Genomic DNA, 13,211 nt, shown 5'->3' on the forward strand with positions numbered 1-13,211 from the left:
CGTCACCATTGGATAAGCGCCATTTCGATTGTGGAGCCAGGCCCCATGGTCATGAGCACGCCGTAGTCTCCGGGGCGGGCGACGTCCTCGTCGGCGAGCCGCTCGTAGGAGAAGAGAAAGGAGCCGCTGGAAAGGTTCCCGTAATCGCGGAGCACACCGGTGGTGTGGCGGACGTCGTACCGGCTCAGGCCGAGGTTGACCACGACCGCGTCGACGACCTTCTTGCCGCCGGAATGCACCAGCCAATGGCCGATGTCGCTGCGGCGCAGTCCCGTACCGGACAGGAGCCGGTCGACGACGATCTCGGCGTGCGCGCCGACCACGTAAGGAATCTGCGGGTCGAGGAAGAAACTGAACCGGTCCTGATCGCGGTCCCAGTCGTAGCGCATCGCGTCGACCGCGTCGGTGATGATGTAGCTCGCGAACTTCAGGACACGCGGGCCCGGCACGCGCCGGTCACCGGAAATCACGGCGAGGGCCGCGGATCCGTCGCCGAACAGGCTGTTGACCACCGCGGTCCGCATGGTGCCGTCCAACGCGTAAGCGGCGGAACACGCCTCGCTGCACAGGACGACGCCGAGTTCGCCCGGGTGCGCCGCGGACCAGCCCGAGACCACGTTCAGCGCGTTCAGGCCGGCGTTGCAGCCCATGCCGACGATGTCCGAACGGCTGCAGTGCGGGTCGATGCCCATTTCACGGATGATCAGCGCGCTCAGGCCGGGGGTCAGGAAACCGGTCGAGGTGACACAGCACAGGTGTCGCAGGTCCGAAAGCGTCGCTCCCGCCGACTTCAGGCAGGCTTCGAGCGCCCGGCACCCCATGTCGACGGCGATCCGCTTGTGTTTGTCGAGGAGGTCGCCCTGCGGTTCCGAGACACGTCCCCCGCCTGGACTCTCTGGGGGAAGTGTGAGAAAGCGCCGATCGATCGTGCTGTTCAGGAAGACCGATCGGATCTTGGGGTCCGCTACGTCGAGTATTTCCAGGAGCTCGGATTGCGAGTAGGACGTGGCGGAAACCGCGGTGCCCACCCCGGCGAATCGGGTGATCTCGGTGAGTCCGTTGTGGACGGACAAGTCTTCAGCAGGTTCGGCAACGGTAGTCATCGATACATCCACCCCCATGTTCTGAGCTTGCTTCGAAGCAGCTGCTTGTACCGCGCAGCGGGCATTTCTCTCACCTTTCCCTGATTTCGGTGGCTATTTCGAAAGTAGGCTTGTCCGAACTCGACGGTCAATGTCGTCCAAGGGGCCACCGTGGCGGTCGTGAGTGATCCCCGACAGCTGCCGTTCGAGCTCCAGGCTGGTGGCGTAGTCGGGCAGCAACCCCTGCCGCTCCGCCTCGGCGAGGGTGACGGCCACCCGGTCCCGATCGGACAAAAGCGGTTCGATGTCGGCGCCGACGTCGATGGGCAGCCCCAGCACGGGATCCAGGACGGAGAGGGCAAGTTCGTTCTCCGCCACATAAGCCGTGGACATCAGGTACCACATGGTGGTGTCGTCTTCGAGCGACACGAACGCGTGGCCGACACCCACGGGGAAGTACACCGCCCGATGGTCTCGCTGGTCCAGCAGAACCGCGTCCCACCGGCCGAACGTCGGCGAGCCGACGCGGATGTCGACCACGATGTCCAAGGCCTTGCCGCGCGCGCAGTAGACGTACTTCGCGGTACCCGGTGGCGTCGTGGTGTAGTGGACGCCTCGCACCACGCCGCGTTTGGACAGGCTCTGATTCGTCTGCGCCACCCGGAAAAGCGGGCCGCCTCGGGCTTCGGCGAAGGCCTCCTCCTGGAACGGCGAGACGAACAGGCCCCGGTCGTCGGGGAAGACCCGAGGGGTGAACTCGATCGCACCCTCGACGGCGAGTTTGCGTGCTTGCACGGCTACTCCTGATGGTGGAGCGGTCAGAGGGTGGACAGCACTTCGCGGACCGCGTGGACGACCTTGTCCTGCAGGTCGGGGGAAAACGTGGGGTACATCGGCAGCGAGAAGATCTCGGTGGCCAGCTTCTCGGTGATCGGCAGCGAACCCTTCTCGTAGCCGAGGTGGGCGAACCCGGTCATGGTGTGCACCGGCCACGGGTAGCTGATGTTCAGGTGGATGTCGTAGGCCTTGAGACGCTCGATGATGTCGTCGCGTCGCGGGTGGCGCACGACGTAGACGTAGTACACGTGCTCATTGCCCGGGACCGTCCGCGGGAGTTCCAGCTCGGTGTCACCGAGGCCCTCGACATAGCGCTGCGCGATGGCCCGGCGGTCGGCGATGTAGGTGTCCAGCCGCTTGAGCTTGCGCCGGAGGATCTCCGCCTGGAGCTCGTCGAGACGGCTGTTGTGGGCGGGCGTTTCCAGCGTGTAGTACTGCTTGTCCATGCCGTAGTAGCGCAACCGCCGCAGCCGTCGATCCACGGCTTCGTCGGAGGTGATGGTCGCGCCACCGTCGCCGTACGCGCCGAGCACCTTGGTGGGGTAGAACGAGAACGCGGCCGCGTCGCCGGTCGAACCGGCGACGGTCCCGTTCTGCCTGGCGCCGTGCGCCTGGGCGCAGTCCTCCAAAATGGACAGTCCATGCTTCGCGGCGAGTTCCTTCAACGGGACCATGTTCACGCACTGGCCGTACAGGTGCACGGGCACCAGGCATTTGGTTCGCTCGGTGATCGCGGCTTCGACCTGGTCGGTGTTCATCAGGAAATCGTCCTCGCGGACGTCGACGAAGACGGGGGTCGCGCCGGTGCCGTCGATGGCGACCACGGTCGGGGCCGCCGTGTTCGACACCGTGATCACCTCGTCGCCCGGACCGACGCCCAGCGCTTGCAGGCCGAGTTTGATCGCGTTCGTCCCGTTGTCGACACCGACACAGTGCCCGACCCCATGGTATGCGGCGAATTCCGACTCGAAACCGCGCACACTCGCGCCGAGCACAAGCTGCCCCGAATCGAAGACCGTCTCGACCGCGTCCAGCAGGTCGAGCCGTTCGGCCCGGTATTCCGCCAGGTAATCCCATACACGCGTGGTCATGTGCGAACCCTTCCCTGAACTGATGACGTCAAAGCGGCGACGGTGCGACGCACCCCGTCGGACAGCGAGATCTCCGGGCGCCAGCCGGTGATCGCCCGGAAGGAGGTGGAATCGATGGTGATGCTGCGAAGATCCGTCTCGGGCGCGTGTGCCGGTGGTTCCACACAGGTCACCTCGACCGGATCCTCCCCGGTCTGTGCGGCCATTTCCCTCGCCACGAGCCGGAAGACCTCCCCCAGCTGATCACCCCGGCCCGCGCCGAGCAGCCAATGGCCGCCCACCAGGGAGTCCGGGTGATCCAGTGCCGCCGTGAACGCCGCCGCGACGTCCTCGACGTGGAGCAGGTCGCGGCGCACCGTGCCGTCGCCCCAGACGGTGAGCGCCTGGCCTTCGAGCGCGCGCCGCGCCATGGCGGACACGACACCGCGGTCGTGGTTGCCGCCTTCCACCGTGTTCTCCCCGAAGATCGTCGGCAGCCGGAGACTGATACCGCGGACGACGCCTTCGGCCGTGGCCTTCTTGAGGACTTCTTCCGCCGCCAGCTTCTGCACGTCGTAGGGGGTCGCCGGATGATCGGGCTCGCTCCCGTCGAGCGGCTCCCTCGGCGGCACACCGACTTGAGTGGTCGAACCGGCGAACACCACCAACGGAGGCTCCCCGTCTCCGCCGACTAGTTCGACCAGGTCCCGCAGCACGCCGACGTTCACGCGTTCCGCCCCCTCCGCCGCACGCCAGCCGCCGTCCGCCAAGAGCAGGTACACGACCGCGTCCGAACCCGCGACCGCGTCGGCGAGCGCGGCACGGTCGGTGAGATCGGCGGCGACGACGGTGATCTCGGCCCGGCCGGGCGGTGGGGTGAAACGTCTGCGCGCCACCGCACGCAACCGGATCGGCCGCCGCGCCAGTGCGCGGGTGACGGCCGAGCCGACGAAGCCCGACGCGCCGAGGACGGTGATCGTCTGCATGTCACACACCTCGCCGGGGCTGTGCCGACGCGGCGTTGAGACAGGCGAGGAGCGTGCGGGCCTCGACGTTGACGTAGTGCCCGTGCCGGGTGAGCGCGGTGAGCTGGGCCGGGGTGACCCAGGCGTAGCCGGGTGGCGGATCGAACATGTCTTCCGCCTCGACCGCGAGATAGCGGGCCCTGACGTTGAGGAAGCGGCCGCCTTCTTCGGAATGTATCGCCTCGTAGCGGATCCGCGACGGCGGCGCGTTGAGGACGTCGTCGAGGAAGGGCGGGCGGCTCTCCGCGGGCAGATGCGCGTAATTCCGGGGCGTGCACTGAACGGTCGGCGCCAGCTCGACCGTGTCCACGAAACCGCCGTCGACCCTGGCGTGGACCAGAACGTGCGGCACACCGCCGATCTCGCGCATGAGGAACGCGGCGACCCCCAGCCCGACCGATTCGAGCAGCGGCTGCGTCCAGCTGATCTTCTCGCGGTTACTGCCTTTCACGGCGACGGCGAGGACCTTGAAGTAGAGGCCGTCTTCGTGCTCGATCGCCTCGACGCCCTGCTTCCAGCCGGTCACGTCCTTGAGCGGGATTCGGGTGGCACGCACGTCGTGCCGCGACCGTTCGTTCGTGAACCACGACAGGAGCTGGACGTCGGAGAGCAGCGCGCCGGGCGCTTCGTCGTGGTAAGGAAGACACGACAACACGCTTCTCGCGTTCATGTTGATCGTCTCGTCCTCGTACATCAGCTCGGCGATCTGGCCGAGGGTGAGCCAGCAGAAGTCGTCCCACATCGGCACGTCGTCGTCGGTCTCGACGATCATGTTGCGGTTGCTCTTCCGGAAGAACCAGGATCCTTGCTCCGCTTGGAGAACGTCGACGATGACCCGGTCGGGGTCGGGCGGGGCGAAGTACTCGATGAGTTTGACGTTCGTCCCGCCGTGCGCCTTGGTGTAATTGCTGCGCGTGGCCTGCACGGTCGGCGAGAGCTGCACCAGATTGGGGTTTCCCGGCTCCATCTTGGCCTGCATCAAAAAGTGCAGGACCCCGTCGAACTCCTTGGCGAGGATGCCGAGAATGCCCACCTCGGGCTGCTTGATGACCGGCTGCCACCATTCGCGGTACGGACCGTCGCCGTGCGGGCCGTCCTGCTCGACCACATGCAGGCCCTCGATGGCGAAGAACCGCCCGCTGCTGTGCACCAGATTGCCGGTGCCGCCTTCGAACCGCCACTGGTCCAGCGCCGCGAAGGGGATGTGTTCGACGTGGAAGACGTTGGCCTCGCGGCGTTCGGCGATCCAGGTACGGACGTCCTCGGTGCGCATCTGCACGCCTTCGGTGGTCGCGGCCGACAAGGCGATGCGGTCCGCGTGGTCGTGATCGTCGCGGGGACGCACCGTGCCGGGTGGCACCAGGCAATGCTGCATCACAGGACCCCCTGTCGTCGAGCGGCCAGTGGCCGGGATCCGGCGAACGGACTGTTCCCCGCCCGGTGCGGTACGGACCGTCATCGATACATCCACCCCCATGTCCTCGGACAAGGTAGCTTCGGCCGATCTCGGCGGAACAGATCGTCCAATACCCTTTCTTGCCGGATTCTTCGTTCGCCGACACCGGATTCACCCGACCGACGGCTGATAGGTCCATAATGGACAGTGCTAGAGCGGCTGCTCCTGCTGACTCGCCGCCGATTGCGAATTCCACGCCCGGTGTTCGGTCTCCCGCACCTGCTCCTCGGCGGTCTGCTCCAGCCTCTTCATCGCGAACCGCAGGATCGGCGGGGCCATCAGCGAAGTGACGATCGCGACGAGGATGACGATCGTGTAGATCTCCACACTGAGAATGCCCAGCCGCAGGCCGACCATGGCCACCACGATTTCGATGACCCCGCGCGCGTTCAGCCCGGCGCCGAGCGCCAGTCCTTCCCACTTGTTCAGCCCGCTGAGCCGCGCGCCGGCGTAAGCACCGACGAACTTGCCGACGATGGCCAGTGCGAGCACCGCCAGCCCGGTCAGCAGGACCTGCGGACGGATCAGCGCGGTGAGATCCATCCGCAGTCCCGCGGTGGCGAAGAAGATCGGCGCGAAGACCGACAGGACGACCGTGCGCAACGGGGCGAGTCTGGCCGGATCGACCTTGCCGGCGGTGCCGATCAGGATGCCGCAGACGAAAGCCCCGAAAACCGCTTCGAGGCCGAGAGCCTGGGTGCCCGCCGAAGCGAGCAATACCAGTACGACGACGACGCCGACGGTGAGCCCCGGCCCCTCGGACTTGGCGGCGACCCGCAACGCGCCCCTGGCCAGTGGCCTGCCGAGGGTGAGCGCGAAGACGACAATGAGGACCAGGTAAGCGAGGGAGAGAAGCACGGTGCCGGTGGTCACCGCGTGGACCGCCATGGCGCTGACGACCGACAGCATGAACCAGCCGAACGCGTCGTCGATCGTGCCCGCGGCGAGCGTGAGCTGCCCGACGTTGCGGTGCAACAGGTTCATGTCGATGAGGGTCTTGGCGATGACCGGAATGGCGCTGACGCACATCGCCACGCCGAGGAACAGCGCGAAGACGGTGATGTCGGTGCCGTCGGGGATCAGCATCTTGGGCAGCACGAAACCCGCGCCGATACCCAGGCTGAGAGGAACGATCAGGCCACCGAAGCTGACTCCCGCGGCCGCGCCGCCGCGACGGCGGACCATCCGCATGTCCATCTGCATACCGGTGAGCCCGACCAGCAGCAGGACGCCGATCTGGCCGACGGCGTCGAGCAGGTGGTACTGCTCGGCGACGGCGGGGAACAGCCAGCCGTGCAGGCCAGGCACGGCCCAAGCCAGCAGCGAGGGACCGAGGAGCACCCCGACGAGCAGTTCGCCGACCACGGCCGGCATCCCGAACCGGACGGCCAGCCGTCCGAAGACGACGGCGAGCAGCAGCAGCGAACCGACCTGGAGCAAGAAGACCAGAAGACTGTGTGCGGCGATCGGGGCGATCGGCGCGGGTAGCGAGAGAAGCACCTTCCTCCTTCGGGAAAGCTCGGTTCGACGTCGGGTGAAGGCGGAATGTCAGCGGTGGTGGGAAACCTTCGTGTCCAGCCGGCGCGCCGCGCTCACCGAGTCGCAACCGGCCAGCCCCATCGCGTTCCGGAATTCGACGGCGAGCAGGTCGAGCACCTGCCGGGCGCCCTCCTCGCCCGCCGCGGCCAGCCCCCACATCACCGGCCGGCCGGCCAGTACGCCCGACGCGCCGAGAGCGGCGGCTTTGAGGATGTCCCCGCCGCTGCGGATTCCCCCGTCCAGCAACAGTTCGCCGTCCCATCCGGAGACCGCGGCGGCGATCTCGCCCAGCATCTCGATGCCGGGCACGGCCCCGTCCAACTGACGACCTCCGTGGTTGGACACCACGATTCCGCCGACACCCGCGTCCACCGCGCGACGGGCGTCCTCGACGGCGAGGATTCCCTTGAGCAGCACGGGAAGGTCCGTGTTCGCCCGGACGGTCTCGACGGATTCCCAAGTGGCCGGGGCGAATTCACGCGCGGTGTGGTCCGCGACCGCCGACTGACCGCGGGTACGCCGGTGCGCTGCCACGCCGGCGTCGAAGTTGGCCGCTGTCACGGAATTCGGCAGAGCGAAGCCGTTGCGCATGTCCCGCAGCCGCCGTCCCATCCACGGCACGTCGACGGTGAACACGATCGCCTCGCAACCGGCGTCCTCCGCGCGGCGGACCAGCTCGAGAGAGCGTTTCTCGTCGCGCAGCCAGTACAGCTGGAACCAGGGTCGTCCACCGACGGCCGCGATCTCCTCCAGCGGGACACTGCTCAGGGTGCAGATGGTGTACGGCACGCCGGCGTCCCGCGCCGCGCGAGCCGCCGCGAGTTCCCCCTCGGGATGGAACAACCGCTGGTACGCGATCGGGGCGACCGCCATCGGCAGCGCGGCGCGGCGGCCGAAGAACTCGACCTCGGTGGTGCTGCCGGTCAGCTCGCGCAAGATCCGGGGAACCACGAAGATCCGCTCGAGCGCGGCGCGGTTGGCCGTGAGCGAGGCCTCCGCACCGCTCCCCCCGGCGAGAAAATCCCAGATCTCGCCGGGGAGGACGTCCCGTGCGGCACGTTCGAGGTCGTCCAGGCAGAGGTGCGTCATCGACGGGCTGGGCCGAGCTTGCTCTGCCCGGTCCGTTCCAGCTCGACGGCCTCGTACAGGGCCTTGATGTTGGAACTGCCGAAGGTGCCGGCGCCCTGGCGCTCGATGATCTCGAAGAAGATGGTCTTACGCGGATGCGCGGAGGCGGTGAAGATCTGGAACAGCTGGCCACCGTGATCCTCGTCGGCGAGCAGCTTCGTCTCCCGCAGATCGTCCAGCGAATGCGTCTCCAGCTCGATCCGCTCGCCGAGCAGGTCGTAATAGGTGTCCGGGGTCTTCAGGAATTCCACCCCGCGCGCGGAAAGCTCCTTGACCGCGCGGACCGCGTCCGCGCTGGTGAAGGCGATGTGCTGGACTCCCGCACCGTGGTGTTCCTTGATGAAGTCGTCGATCTGGCCGGGGTCGGCGCTCTTGTCCGGCTCGATCAGGGTGAGGGTGACCTCTCCCGACGCGCTCTGCACGACGGTGGAGTTCATCGCCTGCGCGCCGACCACGATGTGCTCCTCGAAGATCTGCTTGAACCCGAGTGCGCGCTCGTAGAACGCCACCGTCGGGCCGAGATCCCCCGCGTTCAAGCAGACCGCGAAGTGATCGATCGCGAGCAGTTCCACGGCTCCCCGCCCGCGGCCGGTCGCCGGGGTCTCGGGGGTTTCTTCGCGCTGGATCAAGGTGTGCACGACATCGCCGAAACCGCTGACGGTGGCCGTGACGACGGACTCCGAGCGCTCGCCCGGCTCGCGGATGGGTTCCGCCCCGCCCTGCACCGCGGCCTCGAAGGCGGCGGCCACGTCCGGCGTGCGCAGCGCGATGTCGGCGACGCCTTCGCCGTGGGTCTGCAGGTAGGTCGCCCCCGGGTGACGGTCCGACGTCGGCTCGGTGAGGATCAGCTTGATCGGTCCCTGCCGCAGCGTGACGCTCCGGTGGTCCGCCGACCGGTCCGTACCGGCGACGGTGAAATCGTACTTGTCCATCCAGCCGGACGCGGCCACCTCGAGATTCGGCACATACATTTCCACATAGTCGATCTCGAAATTCCGCATGGTCGCTTCAGAAGACAAGACATTCCTCCATGGAATAGATGCAACGCTCATTCACAGGATGACGCGAGGTCAATTTCGCATCAATGGTGTCCGCTTGACAGTTGGAGTCCACATCGGACGGACGCGACGCGGGATCAGCGTCCGCTGAACCGCACCGCGAGTTCCCGGTATCCCTGCACGACGACCGCGCGCAACCAGGTCGGTTCCTTCACCAGTTCCACTCGCGACACCCGTTCGGCCACCTCCCGCAGCACGACCGCGAGCTCGATCCGCGCGAGGGCGGAGCCGAGGCAGTGGTGCAGCCCGTGGCCGAACGCGATGTGCCGATTGGGTTTCCGCCCGGCCCGGAACGTGTCGGGCTCGTCGAACACGGCGGGATCCCGGTTCGCGGCGGGAAGCCACGCGACCACCGGTGTGCCGGACGGCAGGTCGCGACCGTTGATCGTGACCTCGCCGGTCGACACCCGGAGCACGTGCATCGCGGGTGAGGTCCAGCGCAGCACCTCGTCCACGACGGTGTCGATGTCCGCGCTCCCGGCCCGTATCTCGTCCAGCAGACCGGGCACCGTGGCGAACGCGTGCACGGCACCGGTGATCGCGTGCCGCGTGGTCTCGTTGCCGCCGATCAACACGTTGTCGCAGTTGAGCAACACGTCGTCGGTCGTGAGGTCGTCATCGGCGACCAGCGTGCCGACGAGGTCGTCGCCGGGCTGCTTGCGGCGCGCGCTGATCAGCTCGTCGAAGTAGACGAGGATCTCGGTGTGCGCCTGCCGCGGCGTCATCCCGTCGAACAGTTCGTCCTCACCGCCGAAGGCGTGGTTGGTCAGGTCGATGAGCATGTCCTGGTCCGCCGCGGGCACGCCGAGGATCTCGCAGACGACCGCGGCGGGGATCCGCGGTCCGATCGCCGCGGCCACATCGCACACTTCACCGTCGAGCACGCGGTCGAGCACGCCACGCACCTCGGCCCCCACCCGATCCGACAGTTTCCGCGCGGCCGCCCGCGAGAGCAACGGGCCGACCAGCTTGCGGAGCTTGCGGTGCTGGTCCTGTTCGGAGACCACCATCATCTGGCCACCCGAATTATCCGGGTGGTCACGGTCGAAGCCGATCATCATCCCGTACTCGGAGGTGAAGGGGGCGGACGGTCCGAGGACCGCGGCGCACGCCCGGTGCGAGAACACCGACCAGAAGCCGGTGGGTGAACTGCCCGGCTCGCTCCACACCATCGCGTCTTCCGCCGCGAACTCGCGCCAGCGGGTGTGGCGGTCCAACGTCGTGTACAGATCGGGGTTGCCGAGGTCGACCGCTGTCGTCGTCTGCATGAAGGGTCTCCAGGTCAGGTGAGTGCGCCGTCGAGCACCTTGGCGAGCTGTGCCACGGTCGGCGCGTCGAAGAAGGCCTGCACTCGCAGCCGGATCTTCAGGCTTTCGCGGATGCGGCTCACCAGACGAGTCGCGAGCAACGAGTGGCCGCCGATCTCGAAGAAGCTGTCCTCGACGCCGACACTGCCGACGCCGAGCACTTCGGCGAACAACTCGGCGAGGAGGATCTCCGTCGGCGTGAGCGGCGCTCGCCCCGTCGTCGCCCGCCCGGCGTGCTCCTCTTCGGGAGTGGGCAGGGCGGCCCGGTCGACCTTGCCGTTCGGCGAGATCGGCAGGCTCGGCAAGCTGACGACCACATCGGGTACCAGATACGAGGGCAACCGCTTTCGCAGCGGCGGCAGAAGATCCTCGGCCGACACCCGCTCGCCCGCGGTGCCGACCACGTAAGCGACGAGCCTGTTCTCATGCTCGGTCACCACCGCCTGTGCCACGCCGTCGGCCGCGAGCAGGGCCGTCTCGACCTCGCCCGGTTCGATCCGGTGACCGCGGACCTTCAGCTGGTCGTCGACGCGGCCGACGAAGACGAACTGGCCGTCCGAACGCCGCCGCACCCGGTCTCCGGTGCGGTACATGCGGCCACCCGGCTCACCGAAGGGATCCGGCAAGAACCGCACGGCGGTCGCGCCCGGCCTGCGGAGGTAACCGCGGGCGAGACCGGGGCCCACCGCGTACAGCTCGCCCACGTCCCCGTCCGGGACGGGCCGCAGGCGATCGTCCAACACATACGCGCGGACACCGGTGATCGGCTTGCCGATCGGCGGCGTGCCGTCGCCGGTCAGCGGGTCGCTCGCGGTCACCGCGACCGTGGTCTCCGTGGGACCGTACGCGTTGATCATGACGCGGTCCGTCGCCCAGCGTTTCGCGACCGGTGCCGGGCACGCCTCGCCCGCGACCAGGAGCGTCACTCCCGGGGGCAGCCCGCCGGCGTCCTCCAGCGGCGCCAAAGCGGACGGCGGCAACGTGATGTGGGAGATGCCCTGCTCCCGGACCAGCCTGGCGAGCGGTTCGCCGGGGACCAGGTCCGCCGCGGGCGCGAGCACCAGACAGCCACCGGCCGCCCACATCGGCCAGAACTCGGCGACGGCGGCGTCGAAACTGGGCGAGGCGAAGGCCAGCAACCTGTTGTCCGGCAGTAATCGCTGGCGGCGTACGTAGTCGGCGGCCAGATTCGGGATGCCGCGGTGGGTGACCACCACGCCCTTCGGCCGCCCTGTCGAGCCCGAGGTGTAGATGACGTAAGCGGGGTGGTCGGGCAGCAAGGGGCCGAGCCGGTCCCGGTCGGCCAGGTTCGGCTCGGACGCACCGGGCTCCCGCACGACGCTCATCACGTCCCCGGCGTCCGAGACATCCTGTCCCGGCAAGCACAGCAGGCAGTGCGCCGCCGTGTCGTCCAGCATGTGCCGCCTGCGTTCCTCCGGATAGTCCGGATCGACGGGCACGTAGGCACCACCCGCCTTGTGCACGGCCAGCATCGCGACGACGAACTCGATCGACCGCGGCATGGCCAACGCGACCAGCCGCTCCGGACCGACGCCGTGCGCGACGAGCCGTCGGGCGAGCCGGTTGGCTTCCGCGTTCAGTTCGGCGTAGGTCAGCGTGGTGGCACCCATCGCCACGGCAGGCCGGTCCGGCAGTGCCGCGGCGGTCGCCTCGAACAGCGCGGGCGTCGTGCCCGCCGCGGGCACGGCGAGCTCGGGTGACATGGTCGTACCGGTCATGCGGTCTCCCCCAGACGTGCGCCGGACCCGGCGCGAAGGAACCCGAGCAACTCGTGGTTCACCGCCGCCGGGTTTTCCAGATAGCCGAAGTGCCCGACACCCGGGACGGTGTGGTGCGTGGCGCCAGGGATCACGGTGGCCAACTCCTGTCCCGCGGCCGGCGGCGCCACGAGGTCGTGTTCGAAGGAAATGACGTGGCAGGGCACCTCGATCGCGCGGTAGGCCTCGCGGCGGTCGGGCAGCGCGCTCAGCAGCAGCTGCGCCCGGACCCCCGGTCCCCAGGCCCCCGACGCCTCGAACAGGTCCAGCCAGTCGCCGACGAGATCGTCGTCGGCGAGGGTCGCGGGCCCCAGGTTGTGCATGGCGCGGACCGCGGCGAGGAAGCCCGGCGGCAACTCGGTCCCCCGCTCGATCAGCTCGGCCTCGCTCTCGGCGAGCACCCGCTGGACGAGGCTGCTCCTGCCGCACGCCGCCATCAACACGACCGAATCCAGCGACTCCGGATGGGCGAGTGCCAGTTCCTGCGCGATGTACGAGCCCATCGACGTGCCGACCACGCGGCACGGGGCCGCGTCGAGGTAGTCGATCAGCGCGGCCACATCCGCGACGAGGTCGTCGATGGTGAACCCGCCCGCGCCATCGTCGCTCGGCGGGATCCCGCGGTTGTCCATGGTGATCACGCGAAATCCGGCGGCGCGCAGTGCCGGTACCTGATGCAGGTCCCACACCGAGCTCGGCGCCCCGGTGCCGGTCAGCAACAGCACAGCCGGACCGTCACCTTGGTCGTGGTAAGACAACCGGATCCCGTTCTCGGTTGTCATCAGCATGATGGTCCTTCCCCGCTCGCCGCACAGCCACGGCGCGCAGCGACATGGCAGCCGTCGAATAACGTCGGTGCCGGTTTCCGTCTGATGTGGAACGTGCGATCCCCAGGTCCCGTGCGCACTGTCGTGACCGTACCTTCGAAGCT

Annotated in this window: 11 protein-coding genes; all 11 read right to left on the reverse strand. The window is 68.1% G+C overall.

The window, feature by feature from the left end; genetic code table 11:
* Positions 1–2: 2 nt before the first annotated feature.
* The 11 genes from dpgA to AVL48_RS33940 all read right to left on the reverse strand — a co-directional run bounded on the left by dpgA (position 3) and on the right by AVL48_RS33940 (position 13,068).
* Positions 3–1,103, reverse strand: a complete 1,101-nt coding sequence (gene dpgA / locus AVL48_RS33890) for a 3,5-dihydroxyphenylacetyl-CoA synthase DpgA (protein WP_061981374.1) — start codon at positions 1,101–1,103, stop codon at positions 3–5.
* 93 nt (positions 1,104–1,196) lie between these two features.
* On the reverse strand, positions 1,197–1,877 hold the full coding sequence (locus AVL48_RS33895; RefSeq protein ID WP_082857853.1) for a dTDP-4-dehydrorhamnose 3,5-epimerase family protein: 681 nt from the start codon (positions 1,875–1,877) through the stop codon (positions 1,197–1,199).
* A 23-nt stretch (positions 1,878–1,900) separates the two neighbouring features.
* The gene (locus AVL48_RS33900; protein ID WP_061981373.1) at positions 1,901–3,010 is read right to left on the reverse strand and encodes a DegT/DnrJ/EryC1/StrS family aminotransferase; all 1,110 of its coding nucleotides are present in this window, start codon (positions 3,008–3,010) and stop codon (positions 1,901–1,903) included.
* Entirely contained in the window at positions 3,007–3,975 is a 969-nt protein-coding gene (locus AVL48_RS33905) for an NAD-dependent epimerase/dehydratase family protein (protein WP_061981372.1), read from the reverse strand. Before AVL48_RS33905 ends, AVL48_RS33900 begins: the two co-directional genes overlap by 4 nt.
* 1 nt (position 3,976) lies before the next feature.
* Positions 3,977–5,389 (reverse strand): NDP-hexose 2,3-dehydratase family protein, encoded by a 1,413-nt coding sequence (locus tag AVL48_RS33910; RefSeq protein ID WP_061981371.1) that lies wholly within the window; start codon positions 5,387–5,389, stop codon positions 3,977–3,979.
* Positions 5,390–5,620: 231 nt separating this feature from the next.
* The gene (locus tag AVL48_RS33915) at positions 5,621–6,970 is read right to left on the reverse strand and encodes a cation:proton antiporter (RefSeq protein ID WP_061981370.1); all 1,350 of its coding nucleotides are present in this window, start codon (positions 6,968–6,970) and stop codon (positions 5,621–5,623) included.
* A 48-nt stretch (positions 6,971–7,018) separates the two neighbouring features.
* On the reverse strand, positions 7,019–8,098 hold the full coding sequence (locus AVL48_RS33920; protein WP_061981369.1) for an alpha-hydroxy acid oxidase: 1,080 nt from the start codon (positions 8,096–8,098) through the stop codon (positions 7,019–7,021).
* Entirely contained in the window at positions 8,095–9,138 is a 1,044-nt protein-coding gene (hppD, locus tag AVL48_RS33925; RefSeq protein WP_061981368.1) for a 4-hydroxyphenylpyruvate dioxygenase, read from the reverse strand. Before hppD ends, AVL48_RS33920 begins: the two co-directional genes overlap by 4 nt.
* A gap of 134 nt (positions 9,139–9,272) precedes the next feature.
* A complete protein-coding gene (locus AVL48_RS33930; RefSeq protein ID WP_061981367.1) occupies positions 9,273–10,463 on the reverse strand; it encodes a cytochrome P450 in 1,191 nt (396 codons plus the stop codon).
* Between the two features lie 14 nt (positions 10,464–10,477).
* Positions 10,478–12,241, reverse strand: coding sequence for an amino acid adenylation domain-containing protein (locus tag AVL48_RS33935; protein ID WP_082857854.1), 1,764 nt, complete (start codon positions 12,239–12,241; stop codon positions 10,478–10,480).
* Positions 12,238–13,068, reverse strand: coding sequence for an alpha/beta fold hydrolase (locus AVL48_RS33940; RefSeq protein ID WP_061981366.1), 831 nt, complete (start codon positions 13,066–13,068; stop codon positions 12,238–12,240). Before AVL48_RS33940 ends, AVL48_RS33935 begins: the two co-directional genes overlap by 4 nt.
* Positions 13,069–13,211 lie beyond the last annotated feature (143 nt).

It is taken from the genome of Amycolatopsis regifaucium, from assembly GCF_001613935.1.
Lineage (GTDB): Bacteria > Actinomycetota > Actinomycetes > Mycobacteriales > Pseudonocardiaceae > Amycolatopsis > Amycolatopsis regifaucium.